The organism is Noviherbaspirillum autotrophicum (genome assembly GCF_000818395.1).
GTDB lineage: Bacteria > Pseudomonadota > Gammaproteobacteria > Burkholderiales > Burkholderiaceae_D > Noviherbaspirillum > Noviherbaspirillum autotrophicum.
Window position 1 is genome coordinate 1595269 of record NZ_JWJG01000028.1, and the last position, 24595, is coordinate 1619863.

Sequence of the window (24595 nt, forward strand, 5' to 3'; positions counted from 1 at the left end):
TCCACAATTGCGTCGCCCCCGGGAGGAAAAAAGGTTAGCAACTTTGACGCCATCGCCCGGAAATGTACTTGAATAAGTTTTTCGGGCTGTGTTGCTTCATCGTCTGTTGAAATGACAATGACGATGATGATAAGTCGCAATAGATTTTCAAGTTAGGCAGACATCGATGCAGACACGCCACGTCATGCCTGTTTCAGCAACAAATGCATCGGACCGAATAGTTTTTGCATCGTCTCGTTACCGATAAAAGTGAGGTTATAGGGATGCTCCGACAGCGCCTTGGGAAATCGCGCAGTCGACGACAATCCCTTCAGCTGCTCCGCGATTTTCCCCCACAACACCAGTGTCGGCGGTGTCATGCTCTGTGCCTCTGCGTGCTCTGCCAGTGCCATCAGTACTACCTGCAGGAACGGCTGCCAGGCGCGCGCCTCTTTCGCCGGCGGCACATGAGGACGAAATACCAGCGCCGCATTCAGCAGCAGAAAGCCATGGCGCGTGAGATTTGCCTGCAACTCGGTCAGCGTTTGGATAAAGGGAGATCCGATGGCACGTGTCTTCATCGATACTTGTGCGATGGCGTCGCCCGACGCGTTATCCACCGTAAGCAACCCGTCGGTCACCAACAGCATTTTCATGAAATTACGCAGCGAGGTGGCACGATTGACCTGCTTCGACAGCCCCTTCTCGGACCAGAGGGACTCGACCGCACCATCCATGAAGCACACCCCGGTCGCACTCTGTTCTCGCGGATAAGGCCCCTCGCCCACCAGCACGTACCGCACCACGTCCAGTGGCTGCGAGAACGCGCCAAACATGCGCCCCGCAGTGGGCAGATAATTGTCCTCTGCCAGTGCAGGGAGATACGCCGGATCGGCTTCCGCAATCGATTCCAGCCCCTTTGCCAAGATGGAACGCCAGGAGGGATGCGCGAGCTTGAGCGCTTCTTGTATCGGCTGCGGAATCATTTTAGGCATAGCAGATAATCAATAAAAAGGGCGATTGTACCGTCGTCACACGGCGAAACCGCCCTTCGATGCATCCACAGCGAGCGCCGCAGCGCCGGTATTAAATTGCCTTGCTACTTGCCCAGCAGCGACACCACATTGTCTTCGCCCGGCACCCCGAACAGCTGTTCCTTCAACAGATGCAATTGGTCCCGTACCTGCGCCGCCTTTTCGAATTCCAGGTTCTTCGAATGGTCGAGCATCAGTTTTTCGAGACGCTTGATTTCCTTGCTGATCTGTTTTTCGGACATCGATTCATACTTCGCATGTTCCTGCGCGACTTCCAGTTCCAGACGTGCCTCGTGCGGGTTATAGACGCCATCGATCAGCTCGCGGATCTCCTTCTTGATGCCCTTCGGCGTAATGTTGTTGGCCTTGTTAAACGCGACCTGCTTGGTACGGCGACGCTCGGTTTCGTCGATGGCGCGACGCATCGAATCGGTTACCGTGTCGCCGTACAGGATCGCCATGCCGTTCAGGTTACGCGCGGCGCGGCCGATAGTCTGGATCAGGCTGCGCTCGGAACGCAAGAAGCCTTCCTTGTCCGCGTCGAGGATCGCCACCAGCGACACTTCCGGGATGTCCAGGCCTTCGCGCAGCAGGTTGATCCCAACCAGCACATCGAAGGTGCCGATGCGCAGGTCGCGGATGATTTCCACGCGCTCGACGGTATCGATATCGCTGTGCAGGTAGCGCACCTTCACGCCGTTATCGCCCAGGAATTCCGTCAGCTGCTCAGCCATGCGCTTGGTCAGCGTGGTTACCAGCACGCGCTCGCTTTTCTTCACGCGATCGGTGATCTCGGACATCAGGTCGTCGACCTGCGTGCTGGCCGGGCGCACTGAAATCTGCGGGTCAACCAGGCCGGTCGGGCGCACCACCTGCTCCACCACCTGCCCGGCATGCGTTTTCTCGTATTCGGCCGGCGTGGCCGATACGAAAACGGTCTGCCGCATCTTGGCCTCGAATTCCTCGAATTTCAATGGCCGATTGTCGAGCGCAGACGGCAGGCGGAAGCCATAATCGACCAGATTAGTCTTGCGTGCGCGGTCGCCGTTGTACATGCCATTAAGCTGCCCCAGCAGCACGTGCGATTCGTCGAGAAACATCACGGCATCCTGCGGCAGGTAGTCGACCAAGGTCGGCGGCGGCTCGCCCGGCTTGGCGCCGGAAAGGTGCCGCGAATAATTCTCGATCCCCTTGGTGAAGCCGATTTCCGTCATCATTTCGAGGTCGAAGCGGGTGCGCTGCTCCAGCCGCTGCTCTTCGACCAGCTTGTTCTCCTTGAGGAAGAATTCCAAGCGTTCGCGCAATTCTTCCTTAATGCTCTCGATGGCGCGCAGCACGGTCGAGCGCGGCGTGACGTAATGCGAACCCGGATAGATCGTAAAGCGCGGGATCTTCTGCCGCACGCGCCCGGTCAGCGGGTCGAACAGCTGCAGGCTGTCGATTTCGTCATCGAAGGTCTCGATACGCAATGCCAGTTCCGCATGTTCCGCCGGGAACACGTCGATCGTATCGCCGCGCACGCGGAAGGTGCCGCGCCCGAAATCCACCTCGTTGCGCGTGTACTGCATCTGGATCAGGCGCGCAATCACGTCGCGCTGGCTGACCTTGTCCTTGCTGCGCAAGGTCAGGATCATCTGGTGGTATTCGTTCGGATTACCGATACCGTAGATCGCCGACACGGTCGCCACGATCACCACATCGCGCCGCTCCATCAGCGACTTCGTGCACGACAGGCGCATCTGCTCGATATGCTCGTTGATCGACGAATCTTTCTCGATAAACAAGTCACGCTGCGGAACGTATGCTTCCGGTTGGTAATAGTCGTAATAGCTGACGAAATACTCTACGGCGTTCTGCGGAAAGAAATCACGAAATTCGCTGTACAACTGCGCCGCCAGCGTCTTGTTTGGCGCAAATATGATGGCCGGCCGCCCGAGACGCGCAATCACGTTCGCCATCGTGTACGTTTTGCCGGAGCCGGTTACGCCCAGCAGCGTCTGGTACGACAAGCCGTCTTCGATACCCTCGACCAGCTTCGCGATCGCAGCCGGCTGGTCGCCGGCGGGCGGAAACGGCTGGTACAGGCGATATGGGGAGTCCGCGAAGGTAACGATCTTCGATTCGTCGATGGGACTGGATACTTGGGATAAATCTGCCATCTGCATTCGACCTTTGGTAGAATAATAGGTTGCACATTAGCTTCAGGTTTCAAGACTGAAACTGACCACAACCCGGCTGCAAAAACGTGCAAAACACGTGCCTCGGCGGCCAACTTTTCATGTTATCACGATGAGCCAATCCCATCCTGCATCCCTGTTTTCCGCCATCGAAATGGCGCCGCGCGACCCGATCCTGGGCATTACCGAAGCCTATAACGCCGACAAGAACCCGAACAAGGTCAACCTCGGCGTCGGTGTCTATTACGACGACAACGGCAAGGTGCCGCTGCTCGAATGCGTGAAGAAGGCCGAAGCGCAGCTGATGGAAAAAGCTGCTCCGCGCACCTACCTGCCGATCGAGGGCTTGGCCGCGTATGACAAGGCAGTGCAGGAACTGGTATTTGGTGCCGACAGCCCGGTCATTCAAGAAAAACGTGCGGTGACCGCGCAGGCAATCGGCGGCACCGGGGCACTGAAGCTCGGCGCCGATTTCCTGAAGCGCTTCTCGCCGAACGCGCAAGTCTTCATCAGCGATCCGAGCTGGGAAAACCATCGCGCACTGTTCGAATCCGCCGGCTTCAACGTCAATAACTATCCTTACTACGATGCATCGACCCGCGGCGTCAACTTCAGCGGCATGCTCAACGCGCTGAAGGAAATGCCGGCCGGCTCCATCGTCGTGCTGCACGCCTGCTGCCATAACCCGACCGGCGCCGATCTGACTGAAGCGCAATGGACTGACGTGATCCAGGTGGTGACGCAGCGCGGCCTGGTACCGTTCCTCGACATGGCCTATCAGGGGTTTGGCGACGGCATCGACGAAGATGGCAAGGTGGTGCGCCGTTTTGCGGCTGCCGGCGGCCCGCTGTTCGTGTCCAATTCGTTCTCCAAGTCGTTCTCGCTGTATGGCGAGCGCGTCGGCGCCTTGAGCATCGTCGCCGCCAGCGCGGAAGAAGCTGCACGCGTGCTGTCACAATTGAAGCGCGTGGTACGCACCAATTACTCCAACCCGCCGACCCATGGCGGTCAAGTGGTGGCGATTACGCTATCCACGCCCGAACTGCGCAAGCTGTGGGAAGACGAACTCGCCGGGATGCGTGTGCGTATCCGTGAAATGCGCCAGGCAATGGTGCAGAAGCTGAAGGAAAAGGCGCCAGGCCACAACTTCGACTTCGTCATCCAGCAGCGCGGCATGTTCTCGTATTCAGGCCTGACCAAGGAGCAAGTTGGCCGTCTGCGTGACGAGTTTTCGATCTATGCTGTCGATACCGGCCGCATCTGTGTCGCCGCATTGAATTCGCGCAACATCGACGCTGTAGTCGATGCCATCGCCAAGGTGCTTTAACCTTGAATGGAAGAATTGATTGTTGTCTGTCATTGCGAAATCCATCAGAAAGTTTTGACAGCAACAGAAAATTCCTCCTATAATAGCGCTTCAGCTGTTCCCTGATAGCTCAGTCGGTAGAGCGACGGACTGTTAATCCGCAGGTCCCTGGTTCGAGTCCAGGTCGGGGAGCCAAAAGATTCGAGGGCTTACGTGAAAACGTAAGCCCTTTTTCTTTGGGTAGTCGAACTACCGCATCAGCATCGCCATCTTCCCCCGCATCGGGAAATTTCCCAATTTCAATTGACTCCCATCAAATATATTTTCAAACCAATTTGATACATTTCGCCCATTGCATTTTAGAAATAAAAGGCTTTTTGTGTCGCGAATTTGGCCTTCATTGTCCTGCCTTTCCATTTGCTTCGCATCCTGTTTTCGTGATTGCAGGCAACATCATGTATGTCTCAGCTACAGCACACCATCGGAAACTGTGCGTCACGGAAAAGCATCATGACGTTCGCAAACTTTTTCTCTAGCGATGCCACTGCGGAACCGTGCACAACGGCGCTGGAGCTTGTCTGTCCCGTCAACAGCTTAGTTACGCTCAGGACTGCAGTGGACCATGGTGCCGATTGGATTCGCCTTGATCATTCCATGCATGATCCAGCAGGCGGTCTTGCTGACCTGAATCCAGCCTCCGCCATTATCACCCGCGGCATCCGCTACGCGCATGACAAAAACCGTCGCGTGCTTCTGGCAATCCGTTCAGATATGCAGCCATCTTCATGGGGCAAGTTACGGGACATGATCGATTGTGCGGCGCGTTGGGGCGTCGATGCCATTGCACTTTCCGATCCATCGTTAATGCTTTATGCAGTCGCGCAGCACCCTCATTTAGGACTGCATTTCGAGATTCAGGAAGCATCGCTCGACGATGGCACCATCAATTTCTTCCAGCAGCGTGTTGGCGTAAGCAGAGTCCTCCTGCCTAGGATATTGACACTCGCCCAAGTGGCACGCATAGCGGCGAACACATCGGTCGAATTGCAGGTGACCGGCTTCGGCAAGCAATCTGCACTCGTTGCCGGTAGTAAGAGGCCTTTGCCAGTCGAGCAGCACATGGATAGCCGTGAGACGAATAACACACTAGACACTGACTGTGCGAACCTTTGCGGCACGGCGGAGCATGCCGTGAATGACAGTTGCTTCGTGCTCGAGAAATCACCGGGAACAGGCGCATTGAAATTGCTTCCGCAGTTGACCGCACTGGGCGTGCGCGCGATACAGGTCGAGGCACTGGAGTATGGTTCGACGCATCTGGCGCAAGTGACACGGGTGTGGCGCGAAGCGGTCGACGAATGCCTGGAGAATCTGGACCACTATGCGGTAAAGCCCTCCTGGATTGCCGGATTGCGCGGCGCTACACTGGATCGACGAAGCTCGTAGCTTTCTATCCAAATGTGGAATGTGCCGTGCCTGCCAGTAATCACCAAGAGCAAGGCGAGCCAGCCTGCCAATAGCCTTTCGGTATGATAGGTGCTGACACTTCCATGTAGGAACCTACGCCCATATCGGCACACCATGTTGCGCCGCAACAATTATGGAAATACGTAGGACCTATTTCCTGCTTTTTCTGCCAAGTATTTAACGTACCTGCCCCATCTCGTCACTGTGCCCGGTCCGCCAAGAGCGCTGATTAACAGTATTATTACTGTGTAAACCAACAGTTGCATCGATGCAAACACTTTAATATCATTCGATTGTCGCAGTGCAGCAAACCAGCCCGCTCTTGTCTGTACTGGACGTATTTAACGGTTGCGAATTCATCGCGCCATCATATTTCTGAGATTGGAGGGCGCCCATGAGCCAGACATACCCCGCCCCCCTTTTATCCGGAATATCGAATTCATTCTCAGGATGGCTGATAGCCGCTACCTGCCTGACCGTTACCGCCTTGGCTTGGTTCGATGCGAATGACGGCTCAAGGCAGGACGAACAAGCCTATTTCGAAAGCCAGACCAATAATATGGCTCTCCATATCGAGCGCTCGCTTTCGTTGCATGAACAAGCTATCCATGATGCGGCAACACTCGTCGCAAGCAAGGCAGGATCTCGTTCCGAATTACGCAGCCATTCCGGCACGCTGTCGTCGGTAGCGACCATGGCAGGTACACAAGAAATAGCATTTTGTCCAGCAACAGACTCCGCCAAAACTTCCCCCCCGTCAGAATCAGGGGCAAGTCGTCAACCGATCAAAATGTCCTATATCCCCCCGCCCCCCCCCGCGTTCAGCACGGCCGCCGTGCCGAATGAACTCTGGGGACACGCGCTGTCCACCGCGGCATCTTCGCCCTCAGCTTCGAGCCGGTCCAATGGCACACAGCCTGCTTCAGGCTATAACCTGCCACAAGCCACGTTACTCCTCTACCTTCCGGTCCATATGCATGACGAAAGCGGGCGGCATGATCGTCGCGCCGGGAAGGTGGCTGGATACGTCTATACATCTGTCCAATTAGGCGACTTCATTGAATCCTTGCGGGGAGACACGGAGCGCCGCCTCAGGGTCAAATTTTTTGAAGGACAGGCCGCCACCCCTGAATCGCTGCTCTACGACAGCAAGCCGGCCCCGGCGCCCGCCCAATCCCCTCCCGAATTCAGCAAGACCATCCCTATTGATATCCACGGCCATCACTGGACTGTCCAATTCGAAGCAGCACAGCCCGGCTTGCCATATTCCAGTAAAGGCCGCTCCCAAGCCTATATCCTCTTCGGCGGACTGCTTCTGGCATTAACGCTGCTGGGTGCCGCCATTTCACGCAGCAGCTCCCGCCAAGCCAATTCCAGCAAGCAGACGCTGCAGGAGTTGAAGAACCAGATCGACGCGCTCGAAGCACGCAGGGATCAGGAGCAAAAGCGTCTAGCGCAGGAAATGCACGACGACTTGGGACAATTGCTTGCCGCAATGAAGATGGACCTTGCCTGCCTCTCCCGCCATATACCAGCGGATGAAATAAAGGCCTCGCGACACTTGAACAGCATCAATGAGCTGGTTAATGCCATGATGACGTCCGTGCGCCGGATCATTTCCGACCTTCCTCCACAAGCACTCGACGACCTCGGGCTATTCGATGCACTCCGGCTGATGGCAAAAAAATTCGAAGAACGGCATCAGATCAGATGCCGGGTTCATTTGCCGGCCTCCGAGCCCCGCATGGCGCCGAGAGCGACATCGGCTATTTATCGCATGATCCAAGAGTCGCTCAATAACGTTGCCAAACATGCTTGCGCCACAAACGTGGAGATAAAAATGGAGACATTCGGTAACCGCCTTGAACTCAGCATCGCAGACAATGGCAAAGGCTTTTCGGCGAGTGCCTTGCACAAGGCCGGTTCGTTCGGATTGATCACAATGCGCGAAAGAGCGGCATCACTTAACGGCAGCATGAAAGTGGAAAGCACAAGCGGTGCCGGAACAATCGTCCACATCACACTTTCGCTGGACGAAAATTTGCAGCGCTGCACCGAACCGGATAAGCCAACGCTCCTGTCCGAAGGTGTCTGACTTGGCCTAACGTAGATTGCAGCAGTCCTCAGACTGCTGGAAATTCTCGCCGATCTCGGCGGAAGTGCCGGCTTCGAGCCAAGGCCTCATGCCCCTTCAATCTCCTCCCTCCCTTCCATATGCGCAAATTTCGCCATAGTAGCTGCATTCAAACTCTTGAAACTGCTCAATGAAATCAAGAGAACATTGCGCACCAACCCCGAGGGAAACCTTGTCGCATGGAGACGATTGTGAATTCTCAATTCGCATCGTTTTTGATCTGTTAATTTGAATTTTTCATGGTCATAGTCTGATACATGATCCAGCTCCTCGAGCAAAATCATCGAAACCCGCAATCAATGAAATCAGGCATGATTTATTTCGTCAGCCGCATGAATTCCAGCTAACTGCTTCCGATTACCTTGACCACCAGCTGACCACAGGTCCAATCAAAGAGAAATGTGATGATCACCCATTTGGAACACGGTTCTGGCAAGCTGTCCCATTACATTACTAACCTATCCCGGTTTCCCGCCAATAAAGTCGGCCCCTCCTTACTTTCCATCATCGAATCCGCCATGGACGGCGTCATCATTGTCGACGCCGCCCGCCAGATCGTGCTGGTTAATCAGAAGGTGGAACGTATGTTTGGCTACCCGGCAAGGCACCTGCTAGACAAATCCATTGACATCCTGCTCCCTCCCCGGCTCTGTACCGAACAGGGTCGCCGCATCGATCGTTTTGCGGCGGCACGCATGCATGGCAGGCGAATCAGGCTTGGCCTCAAAGGCATCCATGCAAATGGAGATCAATTGTCCCTGAACATCAGCCTTTCCCGCATCGCCGTACATGGCGAACCCTTCCTCGCACTGATTGTGCACAGCTTGACAGCAGAACGCAGCGCCGTTGAAACCAGGCGCCGCACGGTACGCCCGTCAGAACTCCGCAAGTGGGCTGCCTCCTCACAACTGGCAAGCGAGGTAGAGAAAAGACGTTTTTCCAAAAAACTCTATGACGACATTGGCCAACGCCTGAGCGTATTGAAGCTGGATCTGGATTGGCTAGAAAATCGCCTTCCCACGACAAATGCTGGTGTACCGGCGAGAGTTGCGCAAATGCAAGGTTTGCTCGATAACGTGATTACCATGACAAAGAGCATGGCCTCTGCCTTGCGCCCTCCCTTGCTGGACGATTTTGGATTATTGCCAGCAGTCGAATGGATGGTCGAAAATTTTCAGAAAAGGACGGCCATCTCTTGCAGCGTGGAGAGTAACGGGCTATCGATCAATCTCGGCGAGGCCATCGATTCGGCGATATTCAGGGTGATTCAGGAAGCCTTGGCCAATATCGAGAACCACTCTTCCGCTAGCAATGCGCGCATTGCATTCTCACGAGCCGCCAATCAACTCGATGTTATGATTCAGGATGATGGCATCGGGATGGTCGGCGGTAGCGAGAGTAAGCCTGGCTGTTATGGCCTGATCACGATGCAGGAACGTATTTTTGTACTTGGAGGTACAATCAGCATCGGCAATATAAAACCGCACGGTGTGCTGATCCATGCCTCCGTGCCAATAGAACCCGTTGCCACTTCCGAACCGCACTCACATCCTCCATTACCACGTCTATGATTCGCATTGTTATCGCCGACGACCACACCATCATGCGCGAAGGACTGAAGCGCATTCTCGATGGCGCCGACGACATTGAAGTCGTTGGAGAAGCCGTTGACGGTTTTGAGGCCCTTGCTCATGTGAGGAAAGGCGGGTTCGACCTGCTGATGCTGGACTTATCGATGCCCGGCCGCAGCGGGGTTGAACTGATCCGGCAGATCAAGGATGAGATGCCCAAGCTGCCCATCCTGATCCTGACCATGCACGAAGAAGAGCAATATGCGGTACGTGCGATACGCGCCGGCGCGCGCGGCTACCTGACCAAGGAAAGCGCAGGCACACAATTGGTCAGCGCCATTCGCAAAGTCGCTTCTGGACGTCCATATATCAGCTTGGAAGTAGCCGAGCAGCTGGCGATGGATGTGATGCCATCAAACGAAGAGCTTCCGCACAAGCAGTTGTCGAACCGCGAGTTCGAGGTATTTACCTTGCTAGTGAGCGGGAAGTCGATTACTGAAATCGCCGATTTCCTGCACCTCAGCGCAAAGACAGTCAGTACGCACAAAACGCGCATTCTGACTAAGATGAACATGAACTCGCTGGCAGAGATGGTGCATTACGCTGTCCAGCACCGCCTGCTCGGTCCGTTGACGAATTAAAAGTACCCCGTCCCGTACACCCCGGATATTTTCCCCACTGCGGGACGGCGCTACTGTTTTCACCCGACAGTAGACGCAGCACCGCATTATTCCCTCCTAAGTGGCTGTGATTGCGATAAGCCCGCAAGGCATAGCCATTAACTAATTTCCTCATCGCAATTTTCGCTACAGCGCCTTCCTTGAAACAAGCTATTGCCGATTCCTCTGTCAGGGTCAGCAAAATTCAGACCAAAATGTAGGGATATTCCTACATTCATGCCGTCTATCCTACATTGCAATTCAGCTCACACCGATAGCAAATGATTATTGCGGTTGCGATACTGTGCACTTCACCCGAAGTATGACAAGTGAGCAACTCGCCGCTGATTCTGGATCATTAAGCCAGCCTGGGAAGCGCGTTCCAAAAAATCAACAGGTGAATAATTAAAACGATTGTGTCGGTACTTTATGCCGGCGCACCAAAAAATGTTGTGAAGTATATTGAATCAGGAGCTGACTATGTTATCGACGCAAATGTCTGAAATGCGCACCGATCTACCCACATCTGCGCTACATCCGTCCGCGGCAGAAGCAGGATGGCAACGCCAAGGGAAACTTTGGTCCAATTTGAAAGAGCTGTGCGATATCCTGCGCATTCCATCCGCCACCATCCACACCGATGAGGAACTGCTGTTTCAGCACGTGCAATTCAAGACCGGTCAGCGTATTCATACTATCGGCCAGCCGTTCGATACTCTGTACATCGTTCACTCCGGCTTCCTGAAAACCGTCCTGATCGATGAATTCGGCAACGAACAAGTCCTGAGTTTCCCAATGAAGGGCGATCTGTTTGGCGTCGACGGCATTCATTCCAAGCGCTACGCCTCCGAGGCCGTCGCGTTGTCCAACTGTGACCTGATTCTGCTTCCCTTCAAAAAATTAACCGCACTTGGTCGCGCCCACGTCGAATTCGAACATGCAATATACAGCGTCATGAGCCGCGAACTCGTGCGTGAACAAGCCATGGTGAGCATGCTGGGCGCATTGAGTGCAGAAGCACGTGTTGCCCGCTTCCTGGTATCGCTGTCGGAACGTTATGCCGAAATGGGATATTCGAGCAAACTGTTCAACCTGCGCATGACGCGCCATGAAATCGGCAGCTATCTCGGCCTGACTTTGGAGACCGTGAGCCGCACCCTTTCTGCCTTCAATGAAATTGGCCTGATCACGGTTGATCAGCGCTCGATCGGCATCAAGGACGTTGATGCGCTTAAAACCCTGCGCCGGCTTCCTCCGTCCAGCTCGCGCGCCAAGCAGGTTTCTTCGAAAAAGGCAAAACAGGTGCCGAAGCAGCCGGAACAGCCGGATACCGACTGGGGACAGCTTGCGACTGCTTGATCACTATGTGATCAATTGTCGGCTCTGGCACTGACACACGCCACCATGCAAAAAAGCCCGACCTGATGAGATCGGGCTTTTTACTTCGCGCGTCACTTAAAGGTCAGCGCCTGATGGCCAGAGGGAATCACGAACCGGCACGCTGCCGCGTACTGTCCAAATTTTTGCCAGGCATATTCACCAATGTCCGTGAGTAAGCGCTGCGAAATCTTATTTGCGCTTTCCACCGCCAACTGGCGTCGGCCCCGTGATTGTCGGACCTCGCTTTTCTTCGATGCCGGCATTCCCTTCCGTCACGATCACAGCATTTTTTTCAATTGCGTTCGTTGTATGACGTGCCATATCCGCAGCAGAGGTAGCCATGTCGCGCACGCTGGCTCCCGCCGCCGTAGCAATGGTATCGGCCCCTTCCCTAGTCTTGGTTGCCGCATTATCGATCGCCGAGCGGGCGGCAACCATGTTTTTCTTGGCGAGTTCCGCAACTTCCTTGAATGCCGACTCCCACACTGAAAACATGCTTGTCATCGGATTAAATACAGCATCATTGGCTTGGGCCTGTGAAACGCCCAAGGGAACAGCTGTGTTTGTCACAGTATTCGATCCTAATTGCTCGATATAGTCTTGCATCGATCTGCCGATTTCATTCTGCATTTCGGCAAAAATCCGCATGATTTCCTTCTGATAATTCACAGCATCGTCAGGATTACGTGACAACAAACTCGATTGAAAAGTCGTGCCGACATTTCGCGGATCGCGCATGTTCGACATCGCTTGCGCAAACCTGAGCTGTTCATTGAATGCCCGATGGGTTGCACCGATAACTACGCGATCAATTTTTTCCGTCCCAGCGAAAATGGCATCCGCGAACCGCCGCGACGCTTCCAGCTGGGTCTGGTACATGTTGACCATGGGGCTAAGTACATTCTGCATAATGGCTCTCCAAGAAGAATGAGAAGAGTGTGAAAGCCTGCGTCAGATTTCGTTCTTTGATGGGCTTCAAATTTGACTCTGAATATTCTCTGCATATCCAGTGCATGCTTTCACTTGCCCCCTCTCGGCTTGAGATAGATCAAGCACTCTCCTGTTCGGAATTCGTTTCCTCAGCACATATGCTGACCACCATTGATTGCGATATTCGCCCCTGTCATAAAGCCGGCATCCTCTGAGCAAAGATATGCAATCAGGCTGGCGACTTCTGTCGGCTCGCCTAGCCGACCAACCGGTATCTCGGGAAGGATTTTCGTCTCAAGAATTTCTTTCGGAACCTTGGTGACCATCTTGGTGCGCAAATAGCCCGGCGAGACGGTATTGACAGTAATCCCCTTGCTCGCCACCTCCAGTGCCAGCGCCTTCGTAAAGCCATGCAGGCCAGCCTTCGCCGCCGAATAGTTGGCTTGTCCGAACGCGCCTTTTTGGCCGTTGACCGAAGAGATGTTGATGATGCGGCCCCATCGACTTTCGAGCATGCCGTGCAGCACAGGTTTCGTCATGTTAAACGCGCTGTCGAGGTTGGTTTCGATTACGGCGCGCCAGTCCTCCAGCGTCATTTTCTTCAACGTCGCATCGCGGGTGATGCCCGCATTGTTGACGAGCACATCAATGCGACCAAGATCGCCGACAACTTTCATCACGCCAGCCTCACAGGAGGCAAAATCGGACACGTTGACCATGTACGCGGAAAACTCGAAGCCGGCTTCCTTTTGAGCCTTGAGCCATGCAGGAACGTGATCGTTGTTCGGTGAATACGTTGTGGCTACGCGATAGCCGGACGTGAACAGTTTCTGACAAATCGCTTCCCCCAAGCCTCCCATTCCGCCGGTAACCAGCGCTACTCGTTGTGCATCCATACTATCCTCTCTGACTTCATGAAAAATATGCAGTGCCCCGCATGTGAACTGCATTTTGACGAGGCAAATCATTTTGCGCCCATCGCTCATGTGAGCGCGTGCGGTTTGTCAAAGCTGCGGCACCCGTCAGGAGCCTGCAATGTGTGCGTACGACGTTACTTAGCCGCGCCTTGCAAGGGCGTCGCCACGCACAAGAGCGCCGGCCATACGCTTGCCGCGTCCAGCATCAACTGCGACATTGACCGCTCTTTGGCATCTTAGAAATTCATCTCGATTCGAAAAATTTCTGCCGCTGTTTGGAAGTTCACTGCCGCCCTATCCAACCCATCGGGGCGAACCAGCCGCCGGTATAGCGGTCTATTGGGGAAAGCAACAGGTTCTGGAGGAAAAGGGATCGTGATCCTTCGCCGTGGTCACTAGTTACCATGTCACAGCATGGAGGCGAAGGCAGGCAACAGTCTGCTTCATTAGGCTATGAGCGAATGCAGCCCAGGTTCTACATTTCATATTCGCCGGGCAAACTCGGTTCCGTGTTTGCGCTGTTTTACTTCGAGGCCGGCGCCGACCTCTATGGCTGGCATATCGAGGCCAGGAGCCTGTATTTTTCTGCTGCCTTCTTCATGGTCGAGAACTTCTATGACAATCGTACGCCGCGCCTGTATCGCAGCGTGCAGGATGATGTCTACGGGCCATGGACTATTGACTATCCGCCGACTAAGGATGAGATCCGCTGCCCGGTGCCTGAGTCGGTAGGACACGAACTGGAACGCCTTCAGTCCCGATTTGTCGAGGAATGGCTTTTCTTCAAGAATGACCTTCACATCGAAGCTGAACTGGCGGCTTACGCGGCGCATGATATGCCGGCACAGGAAGTCAACATCAGGTCCAAGCGGCTAGCCCGTCTGCAAAAAACCGGAAACACATGGATATATATGCCCCCTGGGATCGATCTTAATGTGGTGCAGCTGCTGCGCAAATATTGGCGGCTGAGCGAAAAAGTCCCCGGGCACTAGTAGCATCGCGCCTCCCCACATGCCGATTATTTCCTCCGGCCCCGGCAATCAAAGGCCGCTCTCGACCAACTCTGGAGGAAAACACCTATTTTCCGCCACATCCGCGCAATTGGCCGGTTGATCTCGCATAATAGCGCCGTGCCAGCGGTTATAATTACTGCTAAGCACTAGCACGCGGTGAGCAATTATTCAAGGCGCTGGAACGGGCTGCATCTTTCATGCGGCCCGTTCCATTTGACCGGCCCGCTTCGATTTCTTGCTTATCAAGCGCGTGCGTGAAATGACGCAGGCGCATTCATTCCAGGCACTTTTATGTCCAAGACTCAAAGCAACAAGCCGATAGAGATCAAGATTTCAACCGTCGTGGCGGTATCCGCCCTCTTGCGTTCGCATGATCTGGCAACGCTGGATGGCGCGATGAAGTCGATGACTGGCGGCGCGCCTGATTATTTTGACCACGAGTTCGCAGTCCTCGATGTCGCAGGCTGCGATTTCAGCCAGGGCAGCGTGGACTGGCCTGCGGTAATTAGCCTGTTCCGGTCCTACAACCTCAATCCGGTTGCAGTGCGCGGCGCACCGGCCGGCATGGAGCAGGACATTCTTTCGCACGGCCTGAGCATCGATACGCTGGCCAAGCCGCGCCAGGAAACCCCGCAGGAAGAACCGGCTGTCGCAGCACAGCCGGAACCGCCTGTCGCTATCGAAGCGGCTCCAGCCGCGCCGGTGCCGGTACCCGCCATGATCATCGACACCCCTGTACGTGCCGGGCAGCGCATTTATGCGCGCGGAGCCGACCTGGTTGTCATGGCCGTAGTCAATCCAGGCGCCGAATTGATCGCGGATGGCTGCATCCATGTCTATGCGCCGTTGCGCGGGCGCGCTCTAGCCGGCGCCAGCGGCAATGCGGAGGCCCGGATTTTTGCGCTGAGCATGGAAGCCGAACTGGTTTCCATCGCTGGCATGTATCGCACGTTTGAAAGCGGCCTGCCGCCGGAGCTGGCGAAGAAGCCGGCCCAGGTCCGGCTGGCCGGTGACCGGATCGATGTATCATCCATCCGAGCTTAATTTTCGTATTTTCTGGAAGGAGTCTGTTTGTGGCGAAAATCATTGTTGTAACGTCGGGTAAGGGAGGCGTAGGCAAAACCACCTCCAGCGCCAGCTTCGCATCGGGTCTCGCCCTGCGCGGCCACAAGACGGCCGTGATCGATTTCGACGTCGGCCTGCGCAATCTCGACCTGATCATGGGTTGCGAGCGGCGCGTCGTGTACGACCTCATCAATGTGATCAACAATGAAGCGACGCTCAACCAGGCGCTGATCAAGGACAAGCATTGCGAAAACCTGTTCGTTCTGCCGGCCTCGCAGACACGCGACAAGGATGCGTTGTCGGAGGAAGGCGTCGAGCGCGTGCTGAATGATCTCGACAAGATGGGCTTCGAGTACATCGTGTGCGACTCTCCGGCCGGCATCGAGCACGGCGCGGTGATGGCATTGACCTTTGCCGACGAGGCGATCGTCGTGACCAATCCGGAGGTCTCGTCGGTGCGCGACTCGGACCGTATCCTCGGGATCATCCAAGCTAAATCGCGTCGCGCGCTCAACGGTCAGGAACCGGTCAAGGAGCATCTGCTGCTGACGCGTTACGTACCCAAGCGCGTCGAAGCCGGAGAAATGCTGTCGTTTACGGATGTGCAGGAAATCCTGCGTATTCCCTTAATCGGCATTATCCCGGAATCGGAATCCGTCCTGCACGCATCGAACCAGGGGCAGCCGGCGATTCATATGGCTGGCAGCGATGTCTCCGAAGCGTACAAGGATGTTGTCGCGCGCTTTCTCGGAAACGAAGTTCCGCTGCGCTTTACCGCTTATGAAAAACCTGGGCTGTTCCAGCGGATTTTTAAAGGCAAGTAAACATGGCGCTACTCTCATTCTTATTCAATAACAAACCGAAGAGCGCGAGTGCGGCCAAGGAGCGCCTGCAAGTCATTATCGCACGTGAGCGCAATGGCCGCGACGGCCCGGATTTCCTGCCGGCCTTGCACAAGGAACTGATCCAAGTCATTTCCAAATATGCGAAGGTCAATGCAGACGACATCAAGATCTCGCTTGATCGTCAAGGCAATCTGGAAGTGCTTGATGTGAATGTCGTTTTGCCGGACGCATAACAAGTCACACGGCAGTATCGATGTTTTGCGGGCCCGTGGGCAACGATCATGGATCCAACTTGGAAGGAAAGGCGCAGGCCATCATGCCTGCGCCATATATTTCACCTCTGTCGAAGCGACATCCGCAATCAGTGCAACTGGTGCTTCAGGTCGGATAGCTCGCGATGCGCCTGCATGACGGCGCTTCTCAATTCACCATCAACATTCCCTGAATTTTCGCATGCATCCTTGGCGCGATCGCCCAGATCTTCCAGATCATCGATGCACTGGCGAATCTGATTTTCATCCTGCCCCTGAATCAAGCTCCTTGCCTGCATGGCCCGCTGGTCCAGTTGCTGGATGCTGTCCTTCAAATCCATTGGAAGATTGGTTGCAGACTGACAGCATTCAGCTGCGTGATGGATGGTGTTTTCGATTTGATTGAAGCGTTGCTGGATTTCGTTTGCGCGCAACATGGTACCTCTCCTATCCGTTGTTGATACAAGTAAAAGGCCGCGGGTATATTTGATGAATGATCAACAATGGAGTTCCAAGGATGCCGCACCGCTGCGATTGATTAAAGAAATCGGAACCATCCGACCATAGAATGATGTTACCGGCGTTGGCACACTGGAATGCGCTCCACACAGAGAGCGATTGCGAACGCTGTCCGGATGCAGCCCTGTGAGCCGAACTTATGCAATTGCGGCAAGTCCAAATGACAAGGGGGCCTTATTCCGATGCGTCCGGCGTCATCTGCGGCTAGGAGGTCACCATGAAGAAGGTTGGGCCTGCAATCATTTTGTACCTGCTGCTCGCATTGCTGACAAATAGCTCTGCATGGGCGCATCAGCAATATCGTCATTGGCATGGCCATACGCACTCCAGCGTCGGTGTTTTTGTCGGCGTCCCGATCGTCCCGCCGGTGCACTACCGGTCGCCCACCTACTATGCCTATCCGCCAATTGTCGCCGTGCCTGCGCCTCCCCCCATCTATATCGAGCAAGGCGGGCATGACATCGACGAGCAGCCGAATTACTGGTGGTACTACTGCCCACTGCCGCAAGGCTATTACCCGTATGTGCAACGGTGCCCGCAAGGCTGGAAGCGTGTGGCGCCGCAACCTCCTGATTTGCAATAACGTGTCATGTGCACCGCACAATCCTTGAAGTGGACTGCCTTCGTCATGACGATGACACTCGCCGCATGCACCACCGTACCGCCGAACGAGCCCAGCGTACTGGTGCTACCCGGTACGGGGAAGAGCTTTGAACAGTTCCGCGTCGATAACGCCGAGTGCAAGCAGTTTGCCCAGGAGCAGACCGGAGGACGCACGCCGGATAGCGTGGCATTCGACAGCGGAGTGCGCAGCGCCGCCGTCGGCACAGTTCTTGGCGCCGCAGCGGGCGCTGCGATCAACGGCAGGCAGGGTGCCGGGGTGGGCGCTGGCAGCGGGGTGGCCCTTGGCGGACTGGCGGGGACCGAAACCGGCCAGAGTTCCGCCGAGCGCCTGCAACAGCGCTATGACTTCGGCTACGAACAGTGCATGTACGCGAAGGGACATCGCGTTCCCGTCTCTGGCGGCGACCTGATGAACGATTTCTTCCGCGGGCGCGGCGGACAACATTATGTCGCTCCACCGCCCCCTGCGGCTCCGCGCCAGTAGCCCTCTACCCCGGCCGCCCTCCGGCACAAGGCATTTCCGGTACAATCCGCCCCACCATGAATGCACCTCCGAACCTGTTTTCCTACCCCCGTTACCGGCCCGATTACACCATCGCAGCCCCATTTCTGCCGATGTCCCGCAAGGAAATGGATGCGCTCGGATGGGATTCCTGCGACGTCATCCTGATCACCGGCGATGCCTACATTGACCATCCAAGTTTCGGCATGGCGCTGATCGGACGTTTATTGGAAAAGCAAGGTTTCCGTGTCGGCATCATCAGCCAGCCGGATTGGCATTCGGCGGAACCATTCCGCGCACTTGGCAAACCGAACCTGTATTTCGGCATCACGGCCGGCAATATGGATTCCATGATCAATCGGTATACCGCCGATCGCAAGATCCGCTCGGATGACGCCTATACCGCCAATGCCGAGCCGAACAAGCGCCCCGATCGCGCGCTGACGGTATACGCCCAGCGCGCGCGCGAAGCCTATCCTGAGACGGCTATCATCATCGGCAGCATCGAAGCCAGCCTGCGACGCATCGCCCATTATGACTACTGGTCCGACAAGGTACGCCGCTCGGTATTGCCGGATTCGAAGGCCGATCTCCTGTTGTTCGGTAATGCCGAACGTGCATTGGTCGCCCTGACGCACCGCCTGGCAGCAGGCGAATCGATCAAGGCGATCCGCGATCTGCGCGGCACCGCCTTCATGGTGCCGCCCGGGTGGAAGCCGGCAGCCGACTGGAGCGAAGCCAATTCAACCCGTGTCGATACGCCGGGAAGGGTCGAGGCGCATCCCGATCCCTATGCAATGAAGGAAAAAAATGCCGAAAGCTGTTCGACCGAGGGCAAGCCGGCCGAACAGCCGGTGCTGATCCTCAGTCGCGAAGAGCGGCAAGCCGCGCTGAAGGAACAGCACAACAAGACGGTGGTGCGCCTGCCCTCCTACGAGCAAGTCAAGGACGACCCGGTAATGTACGCGCATGCGTCGCGCGTCTTTCACCTTGAATCCAACCCCGGCAACGCACGCGCCCTGGTGCAGGCCCACGGCGAGCGCGACGTCTGGCTCAACCCGCCACCCCTGCCGCTGGCGATGGACGAGATGGACGGCATCTATGACGTCCCCTATGCGCGATCACCGCATCCGAGCTACGGCAAGGCGCGCATCCCGGCATGGGAAATGATCCGCTTCTCGGTCAACATCATGCGCGGCTGCTTTGGCGGATGCACCTTCTGTTCGATTACAGAACATGAGGGTCGCATCATCCAGAGCCGGTCGGAGCCGTCCATCCTGCACGAACTCGAACAGATCCGAGACAAGACCAAAGGCTTCACCGGCACCATCTCGGACCTGGGCGGACCGACGGCCAACATGTATCGCCTCGCATGCAAGGACAAGAAGATCGAGGAAACCTGTCGTCGCCCCTCCTGCGTGTATCCGAGCATCTGTGTCAACATGAGCACCGATCACAGCAAACTGATCCAGCTATACCGCAAAGCGCGCGCCATCCCCGGCATCAAGAAAATCCTGATCGGTTCCGGCCTGCGTTACGACCTCGCGGTACGCTCGCCCGAATACGTGAAAGAACTGGTGACGCACCATGTCGGCGGCTTGCTGAAAATCGCCCCGGAACATTCCGAAGAAGGCCCGCTGTCAAAAATGATGAAGCCGGGGATGGGCGCTTACTACAAGTTCAAGGAACTGTTCGAGAAGTATTCGAAAGAAGCGGGCAAGGAACAGTACCTGATCCCGTACTTCATCGCAGCCCATCCCGGCACCACCGATGAAGACATGCTCAACCTGGCGCTCTGGCTGAAAAAGAATAACTTCCGCCTCGACCAGGTGCAGGCGTTTGTGCCGACGCCGATGGCCACCGCTACCGCGATGTACCATAGCCGCAAGAATCCGCTGCACAAGGTCACGGCCGATTCGGAGACGGTTGAGACCCCGCGCGCCGGTAAAGTACGGCGCCTTCACAAGGCTTTCCTGCGCTATCACGATCCGGAAAACTGGGAAATTTTGCGCGAAGCGCTCGTCCGCATGGGGCGCTCCGACCTGATCGGAAACAGCGAAAGACATTTAGTCCCACGCTATACCCCGACGCATGCGCTGGCCGCCATCGAGCGGAGCAAGGAAACGCCAGGCCCGGACAAGCTTGCGAAAAAATTTGGCCAAAACAAGCCGCGTCCGGGAGCGGCGGTGGTTCGTACCCCGGCCAATAGCCGTCCGATGCCCAAAAAGCCTCCACAAGCCTTGAAAGGCGGGAGAAAATAGCGCAGCCTTGTCCATTACGCGGCTAACGCGCTCTTTTTATATCGACGCATCTGCCTTGCTCAGTTATAAAAAAACAGAATAACTGGTATCACCACAATAAAGCAGACTTACATAGGGTGGGGAGATATAGTGGAATTGTCTCCTCCAACTCTCCTTGAATTGGATTTAGCCCGCAACCGAAAGGTGTGCGGGCTTTTTTTTACCCGTCGGAATTGTTCCTCGCCGCTGTGGCGCAGTATTTCGCGATGACCAGATAATGTTGAGGGATTGCATGCCCCGACTCTAATCAACGCATAAATTTTCTTTAAAATCAACGCGCTAGAATATATAGCCCATGCTTATTAACAACGTTAGCCGTTGTAAATTTCAGCAGCCGTACAGCTGGAACGGCAGACCGTGACTTCTGGAGCCAGTCGTCAACAGTTGATTTTCCTCAACTCCATTTCTTAAAGATTTGCTTGTTAGACTATTGCTTCGTAGAACAGCCTCTGTACAATAATCTTTAGAAAGCCGTTGTCGCATCTCAACGAGGAATGCCATGCAAAAATCCACAAGCCAGGCAACGGTTACCGTTTCCCGGTTCAATTTCAACAAACTGCAAGCAGTCGCCTGCATCGCCTCCTCTGCGGCTTGCAGTATTGGCCTGATTTATTGGGCAATCAAGGCGCTCAGCTGAATTCCGGATCGCGCCGACAAGAGAACCTCGTGGAGAAAGAGCAAATAAAAAAGCCTGCTTGCGCCGGCTTTTTTATATTGTGCCCCTGTTTGAGGCCACTGAAAATCCGTGGTGGACAGTACTGGGATTGAACCAGTGACCCCCGCCGTGTGAAGGACAGAAACATAGTTTTTAGGGGTAAATAGCAGTATTGCACATCGTTTAAAATCAAGCACTTAGACAATGCTTGTTAACTGCCGTCCATGCTGATACACTGCGGATCAAGTCCACCAGAAGTCCACAGCGAAAAGCATGAAAGCAAAGATCGACCGGGAGCTACTGAGAAGCGTCAAGCCTGGCGCTAAAGTATTCGACATTGCCGATACTGAACTAAAAGGTTTTACCGTTCGCATCACCCCTGCCGGCGCTATTACCTATGCCATTCGCTACACAGGCAAGGACGGCAAGCAGGTCCGCTACTCCCTTGGCAAGAACTTCCCCACCACCACCGTTAGCGACGCGCGCGAAGAAGCGCGCATCCTGCTTGGAAAAATCGCCGGCGGAGACAATCCCGCCGAAGAAAAGAAAGCCAAGACCAAGGGAAAGCTAACGCTCTTCTCTTTCATCGATGGCGAATATGGCGACCATCTGCGCGCTCATAACCGCACCGCAGCATCAATTATTGACCGCCTTAAAAAGCTATTTGCCGAGTTCGGCAACAAGCCGCTATCCGAGTTCGACGCAAGAACCATCGATAAATGGCGCGCCGGCCGGATAAAGGACGGGAAGAAGGCCGCCACCGTCAACCGCGACATGAACGCGCTGAAGTCCCTATTCTCGCGCGCCGTGGATTGGCGTCTGATCGATGAACATCCGATCAAGTCTATCAAGCGTATGGAAGAATCTGGCGGCAAGATCGTCCGATTCCTGACCGACGATGAAGAAAAGAGACTACGGGCGGCACTGGACGCGCGCGAATTGCGCGACCGCGAAGGCCGAGCCCGTGCGAACGCGTGGCGTGCAACCCGTCACTACGACCTGCTTCCGGCAATCGATGACCATCATTTTGTTGACCATCTAAAGCCGGCAATACTGCTGTCATTGAACACCGGGATCAGGCAAGGCGAATTGCTCACCCTTCGATGGTCTGATGTTGACCTCGATCTAGCGATTCTGACGGTACGGGACGAGGCAGCAAAGAGCAACAAGACCCGGCACCTTCCGCTCAATGACGAAGCTAAAGCCGCTTTGACTCAATGGAAAGCGCAGCAACCGCAAACCGATCTTGTATTCCCTGGGCGCGAAGGCAAACGCATGACTGAGGTAAAAACGGCATGGGGCAAGCTGCTGAGGGATGCGCAAATCGAAAATTTCCGCTGGCACGACATGCGGCATCACTTCGCAAGTCGACTGGTAATGGCCGGCGTAGACCTAAACACCGTCCGCGAGCTGCTTGGGCATTCCGATATAAAGATGACGCTTCGTTACGCTCACCTTGCACCAGAGCATAAAGCAGCAGCAGTACAGAAACTTATGAGAACGCTGTAACCGACCCGGCGGCACCGGAAACGGTGTCTGGCGTTACCTTGATCAGCACGATGCAGAATTTGTGCTGATGTCGGCATGGGATTATCCGGTCGAATTTGTCGATGATTTTATTGATAGCGGCAAGCTAGCGTTTTCCGCTTGCGTGGCCGGCACTTACAACCTGGAGGAATGAATGATTAGCCTGGACGAAGTAAAAAACCATATTCGCGTAGTCGGCAACGACGACGATGCGGCGATCACCGCCATGATTGCGACCGCTACAGCCCATATCGAGAACTACACAGGCGTGGCCTGTGGCGACGATGCCCCTGCCCCGGTCAAATCAGCGGCGCTGCTAATGGTGGGCGACTTGTACGAAAACAGAGAGGCACAATCCGAGCGGCCACTATCGGAAAACAAGACGTTCACCCTCCTGCTGAACCCCTATCGGATGATGGAAGTATGAGAGCCGGAAAACTTCGTCACAAAGTGACCATTGAACGGTATAGCGAAGGGCAGGACGAAATCGGGCAACCGGTTCAGACTTGGGAGACGGTCGGCACCTTCCCTGCCAGCGTGGAACCGATCAACGGACGGGAATACTTCGCAGCAAGTGCGGCACAGTCCGAGGTTACAACCAAGATCAGGATGCGCTATCAGGCAGGCATATTGTCGAGCGACCGCATCACCCACGGCGCGACCGTTTATGACGTGCTGAGCGTCATCAATCCTGAAATGCGGAATGAAGAACTGGTTTTGATGTGCAAGTCCACGGCTTAACGGAATGGACTATTTCTGCCGAATAAGTCCATCGGAAGTCCACAAAAGAAAAAGCCGACTGTTTCTAGTCGGCTTTATATTTCTAACTAATTGATTTTATTATTGAATTTTGGTGGACAGTACTGGGATTGAACCAGTGACCCCCGCCGTGTGAAGGCGGTGCTCTACCCCTGAGCTAACTGTCCGAAGAGGTCGGCATTATCTCACAACTGCTGCAGCGAATCAATTTGTGATTGCTGCACGCCATACGCAACTGCCTTTCGCTTCCTTATCCAGTCGATCGAGCAAAGCTTCGTGATCGGCCATTTCCTCTGCCGAGGCTTGCAGCACGATAATTTCGGTGGTCGTCGCAACCTCAATGACTTCAGTATTGGCCGCACTTGCTTCCGGAACGGCCAGATCAATTGTGAGGCTGTTCTGGCCGCGCGTCATTGCGAGATACACTTCCGCGAGCAGCTCGGCATCAAGCAACGCGCCGTGCAGTGTGCGATGCGCATTCGAAATACCGTATCGGTCGCACAACGCATCAAGAGAATTGCGCTTACCCGGGTGTATTTCCTTGGCTTGCACAAGGGTGTCCGTCACCATCGCGACATGCTGCACGAAGCGTGGAAAGCCCAGGCGGTCAAATTCGGCATCGAGAAAAGCCAGATCGAACGGGGCGTTATGAATGATGATTTCGGCATCCTTCACATAGTCGCGCAGCGTATCGGCGATCTCGGCAAACTTCGGTTTATCGCTAAGGAATTCCGTGGTCAGGCCGTGTACCGCGAGCGCGCCCTCTTCCGAGTCGCGTTCGGGATTGATATAGGTGTGAAAATTGTTGCCGGTCAGTCGCCGGTTGACGATCTCGACGCAGCCGATTTCAATAATGCGGTCTCCGGAGCGCGGATTCAAGCCGGTCGTTTCGGTATCGAGGACAATTTGGCGCATGCGTTTCGTGTGTAACGTAAGTAAGTTTAGCTGTGTTTTTGAGCCAGAACAGGACCTGCGACAGAG

23 protein-coding genes and 2 tRNA genes are annotated in these 24595 nt (G+C 55.2%); 18 read left to right on the plus strand and 7 right to left on the minus strand.

Features of this window, described 5'->3' with window-relative positions:
* Window positions 1–182: 182 nt before the first annotated feature.
* Both TSA66_RS08695 and uvrB read right to left on the minus strand, forming a co-directional pair.
* Window positions 183–974, minus strand: coding sequence for a uracil-DNA glycosylase family protein (locus TSA66_RS08695; RefSeq protein WP_040039708.1), 792 nt, complete (start codon window positions 972–974; stop codon window positions 183–185).
* 104 nt (window positions 975–1078) lie between these two features.
* Window positions 1079–3172 carry an excinuclease ABC subunit UvrB gene (uvrB, locus tag TSA66_RS08700; protein WP_040042347.1) on the minus strand — a complete coding sequence of 698 codons (2094 nt, stop codon included), beginning with the start codon at window positions 3170–3172 and terminating at the stop codon, window positions 1079–1081.
* 130 nt (window positions 3173–3302) lie between these two features.
* Here uvrB and TSA66_RS08705 point away from each other — a divergent pair, with 130 nt between their 5' ends.
* The 7 genes from TSA66_RS08705 (at window position 3303) to TSA66_RS08740 (ending at window position 11686) form a co-directional block, all read left to right on the plus strand.
* Window positions 3303–4517 (plus strand): amino acid aminotransferase, encoded by a 1215-nt coding sequence (locus TSA66_RS08705; protein ID WP_040039709.1) that lies wholly within the window; start codon window positions 3303–3305, stop codon window positions 4515–4517.
* Between the two features lie 98 nt (window positions 4518–4615).
* Window positions 4616–4691 (plus strand) — tRNA-Asn (locus TSA66_RS08710).
* A gap of 315 nt (window positions 4692–5006) precedes the next feature.
* Window positions 5007–5942, plus strand: coding sequence for a peptidase U32 family protein (locus TSA66_RS08715; RefSeq protein ID WP_040039710.1), 936 nt, complete (start codon window positions 5007–5009; stop codon window positions 5940–5942).
* 415 nt (window positions 5943–6357) lie between these two features.
* The gene (locus TSA66_RS25470) at window positions 6358–8058 is read left to right on the plus strand and encodes a histidine kinase (protein WP_084199430.1); all 1701 of its coding nucleotides are present in this window, start codon (window positions 6358–6360) and stop codon (window positions 8056–8058) included.
* Between the two features lie 443 nt (window positions 8059–8501).
* Entirely contained in the window at window positions 8502–9668 is a 1167-nt protein-coding gene (locus TSA66_RS08730; RefSeq protein WP_040039712.1) for a sensor histidine kinase, read from the plus strand.
* Window positions 9665–10309, plus strand: a complete 645-nt coding sequence (locus TSA66_RS08735; protein ID WP_040039713.1) for a response regulator — start codon at window positions 9665–9667, stop codon at window positions 10307–10309. Before TSA66_RS08730 ends, TSA66_RS08735 begins: the two co-directional genes overlap by 4 nt.
* 513 nt (window positions 10310–10822) lie before the next feature.
* A complete protein-coding gene (locus tag TSA66_RS08740; protein ID WP_232429431.1) occupies window positions 10823–11686 on the plus strand; it encodes a Crp/Fnr family transcriptional regulator in 864 nt (287 codons plus the stop codon).
* A gap of 210 nt (window positions 11687–11896) precedes the next feature.
* On the opposite strand, the gene TSA66_RS08745 is transcribed toward TSA66_RS08740, so the two are convergent.
* Together TSA66_RS08745 and phbB are read right to left on the minus strand one after the other, a co-directional pair.
* Window positions 11897–12616, minus strand: coding sequence for a phasin family protein (locus tag TSA66_RS08745; protein ID WP_084199432.1), 720 nt, complete (start codon window positions 12614–12616; stop codon window positions 11897–11899).
* A 170-nt stretch (window positions 12617–12786) separates the two neighbouring features.
* The gene (phbB, locus tag TSA66_RS08750; protein WP_084199949.1) at window positions 12787–13533 is read right to left on the minus strand and encodes an acetoacetyl-CoA reductase; all 747 of its coding nucleotides are present in this window, start codon (window positions 13531–13533) and stop codon (window positions 12787–12789) included.
* A gap of 530 nt (window positions 13534–14063) precedes the next feature.
* Here phbB and TSA66_RS08755 point away from each other — a divergent pair.
* The 4 genes from TSA66_RS08755 (at window position 14064) to minE (ending at window position 16710) form a co-directional block, all read left to right on the plus strand.
* Window positions 14064–14546 (plus strand): hypothetical protein, encoded by a 483-nt coding sequence (locus tag TSA66_RS08755; RefSeq protein WP_157691636.1) that lies wholly within the window; start codon window positions 14064–14066, stop codon window positions 14544–14546.
* Window positions 14547–14858: 312 nt separating this feature from the next.
* Entirely contained in the window at window positions 14859–15611 is a 753-nt protein-coding gene (gene minC, locus TSA66_RS08760) for a septum site-determining protein MinC (RefSeq protein ID WP_040039717.1), read from the plus strand.
* 29 nt (window positions 15612–15640) lie between these two features.
* The gene (gene minD, locus TSA66_RS08765; RefSeq protein ID WP_040039718.1) at window positions 15641–16456 is read left to right on the plus strand and encodes a septum site-determining protein MinD; all 816 of its coding nucleotides are present in this window, start codon (window positions 15641–15643) and stop codon (window positions 16454–16456) included.
* A gap of 2 nt (window positions 16457–16458) precedes the next feature.
* Window positions 16459–16710, plus strand: coding sequence for a cell division topological specificity factor MinE (gene minE / locus TSA66_RS08770; RefSeq protein WP_040039719.1), 252 nt, complete (start codon window positions 16459–16461; stop codon window positions 16708–16710).
* A gap of 128 nt (window positions 16711–16838) precedes the next feature.
* Here the strand turns inward: minE and TSA66_RS08775 are convergent, their stop codons facing one another.
* Complete coding sequence (locus tag TSA66_RS08775; protein ID WP_040039720.1) at window positions 16839–17165, minus strand: hypothetical protein; 327 nt, start codon at window positions 17163–17165, stop codon at window positions 16839–16841.
* A 299-nt stretch (window positions 17166–17464) separates the two neighbouring features.
* Between TSA66_RS08775 and TSA66_RS08780 the strand changes: the two genes are divergently transcribed.
* The 7 genes from TSA66_RS08780 to TSA66_RS08805 all read left to right on the plus strand — a co-directional run bounded on the left by TSA66_RS08780 (window position 17465) and on the right by TSA66_RS08805 (window position 23596).
* Window positions 17465–17830 (plus strand): hypothetical protein, encoded by a 366-nt coding sequence (locus tag TSA66_RS08780; RefSeq protein ID WP_040039721.1) that lies wholly within the window; start codon window positions 17465–17467, stop codon window positions 17828–17830.
* Window positions 17831–17875: 45 nt separating this feature from the next.
* On the plus strand, window positions 17876–18355 hold the full coding sequence (locus TSA66_RS08785; protein ID WP_232429432.1) for a YMGG-like glycine zipper-containing protein: 480 nt from the start codon (window positions 17876–17878) through the stop codon (window positions 18353–18355).
* Between the two features lie 56 nt (window positions 18356–18411).
* Complete coding sequence (locus TSA66_RS08790) at window positions 18412–20634, plus strand: YgiQ family radical SAM protein (protein WP_084199434.1); 2223 nt, start codon at window positions 18412–18414, stop codon at window positions 20632–20634.
* Between the two features lie 538 nt (window positions 20635–21172).
* A complete protein-coding gene (locus TSA66_RS26815; RefSeq protein WP_157691637.1) occupies window positions 21173–21310 on the plus strand; it encodes a hypothetical protein in 138 nt (45 codons plus the stop codon).
* A gap of 291 nt (window positions 21311–21601) precedes the next feature.
* Window positions 21602–22837: a site-specific integrase gene (locus TSA66_RS08795; protein WP_040039723.1), complete on the plus strand. Its 1236-nt coding sequence runs from the start codon at window positions 21602–21604 to the stop codon at window positions 22835–22837.
* A 172-nt stretch (window positions 22838–23009) separates the two neighbouring features.
* Window positions 23010–23282: a head-tail connector protein gene (locus tag TSA66_RS08800; protein ID WP_040039724.1), complete on the plus strand. Its 273-nt coding sequence runs from the start codon at window positions 23010–23012 to the stop codon at window positions 23280–23282.
* On the plus strand, window positions 23279–23596 hold the full coding sequence (locus tag TSA66_RS08805; RefSeq protein ID WP_040039725.1) for a phage head closure protein: 318 nt from the start codon (window positions 23279–23281) through the stop codon (window positions 23594–23596). The genes TSA66_RS08800 and TSA66_RS08805 overlap by 4 nt, the downstream gene beginning before the upstream one ends.
* Window positions 23597–23706: 110 nt before the next feature.
* On the opposite strand, the gene TSA66_RS08810 is transcribed toward TSA66_RS08805, so the two are convergent.
* Window positions 23707–23781: transfer RNA gene (locus TSA66_RS08810), tRNA-Val, on the minus strand.
* Window positions 23782–23818: 37 nt separating this feature from the next.
* The gene (gene dnaQ, locus TSA66_RS08815) at window positions 23819–24529 is read right to left on the minus strand and encodes a DNA polymerase III subunit epsilon (protein ID WP_040039726.1); all 711 of its coding nucleotides are present in this window, start codon (window positions 24527–24529) and stop codon (window positions 23819–23821) included.
* Window positions 24530–24595 lie beyond the last annotated feature (66 nt).

Excerpts from the sequence above, each read along its gene's own strand:
- TSA66_RS08695 (WP_040039708.1), bottom strand. The coding sequence starts at position 974 with ATGCCTAAAATGATTCCGCAGCCGATACAAGAAGCGCTCAAGCTCGCG.
- uvrB (WP_040042347.1), bottom strand. The coding sequence starts at position 3,172 with ATGGCAGATTTATCCCAAGTATCCAGTCCCATCGACGAATCGAAGATC.
- TSA66_RS08705 (WP_040039709.1), top strand. The coding sequence starts at position 3,303 with ATGAGCCAATCCCATCCTGCATCCCTGTTTTCCGCCATCGAAATGGCG.
- TSA66_RS08715 (WP_040039710.1), top strand. The coding sequence starts at position 5,007 with ATGACGTTCGCAAACTTTTTCTCTAGCGATGCCACTGCGGAACCGTGC.
- TSA66_RS25470 (WP_084199430.1), top strand. The coding sequence starts at position 6,358 with ATGAGCCAGACATACCCCGCCCCCCTTTTATCCGGAATATCGAATTCA.
- TSA66_RS08730 (WP_040039712.1), top strand. The coding sequence starts at position 8,502 with ATGATCACCCATTTGGAACACGGTTCTGGCAAGCTGTCCCATTACATT.
- TSA66_RS08735 (WP_040039713.1), top strand. The coding sequence starts at position 9,665 with ATGATTCGCATTGTTATCGCCGACGACCACACCATCATGCGCGAAGGA.
- TSA66_RS08740 (WP_232429431.1), top strand. The coding sequence starts at position 10,823 with ATGTCTGAAATGCGCACCGATCTACCCACATCTGCGCTACATCCGTCC.
- TSA66_RS08745 (WP_084199432.1), bottom strand. The coding sequence starts at position 12,616 with ATGCAGAATGTACTTAGCCCCATGGTCAACATGTACCAGACCCAGCTG.
- phbB (WP_084199949.1), bottom strand. The coding sequence starts at position 13,533 with ATGGATGCACAACGAGTAGCGCTGGTTACCGGCGGAATGGGAGGCTTG.
- minC (WP_040039717.1), top strand. The coding sequence starts at position 14,859 with ATGTCCAAGACTCAAAGCAACAAGCCGATAGAGATCAAGATTTCAACC.
- minE (WP_040039719.1), top strand. The coding sequence starts at position 16,459 with ATGGCGCTACTCTCATTCTTATTCAATAACAAACCGAAGAGCGCGAGT.
- TSA66_RS08775 (WP_040039720.1), bottom strand. The coding sequence starts at position 17,165 with ATGTTGCGCGCAAACGAAATCCAGCAACGCTTCAATCAAATCGAAAAC.
- TSA66_RS08780 (WP_040039721.1), top strand. The coding sequence starts at position 17,465 with ATGAAGAAGGTTGGGCCTGCAATCATTTTGTACCTGCTGCTCGCATTG.
- TSA66_RS08785 (WP_232429432.1), top strand. The coding sequence starts at position 17,876 with ATGACGATGACACTCGCCGCATGCACCACCGTACCGCCGAACGAGCCC.
- TSA66_RS08790 (WP_084199434.1), top strand. The coding sequence starts at position 18,412 with ATGAATGCACCTCCGAACCTGTTTTCCTACCCCCGTTACCGGCCCGAT.
- TSA66_RS26815 (WP_157691637.1), top strand. The coding sequence starts at position 21,173 with ATGCAAAAATCCACAAGCCAGGCAACGGTTACCGTTTCCCGGTTCAAT.
- TSA66_RS08795 (WP_040039723.1), top strand. The coding sequence starts at position 21,602 with ATGAAAGCAAAGATCGACCGGGAGCTACTGAGAAGCGTCAAGCCTGGC.
- TSA66_RS08800 (WP_040039724.1), top strand. The coding sequence starts at position 23,010 with ATGATTAGCCTGGACGAAGTAAAAAACCATATTCGCGTAGTCGGCAAC.
- TSA66_RS08805 (WP_040039725.1), top strand. The coding sequence starts at position 23,279 with ATGAGAGCCGGAAAACTTCGTCACAAAGTGACCATTGAACGGTATAGC.
- dnaQ (WP_040039726.1), bottom strand. The coding sequence starts at position 24,529 with ATGCGCCAAATTGTCCTCGATACCGAAACGACCGGCTTGAATCCGCGC.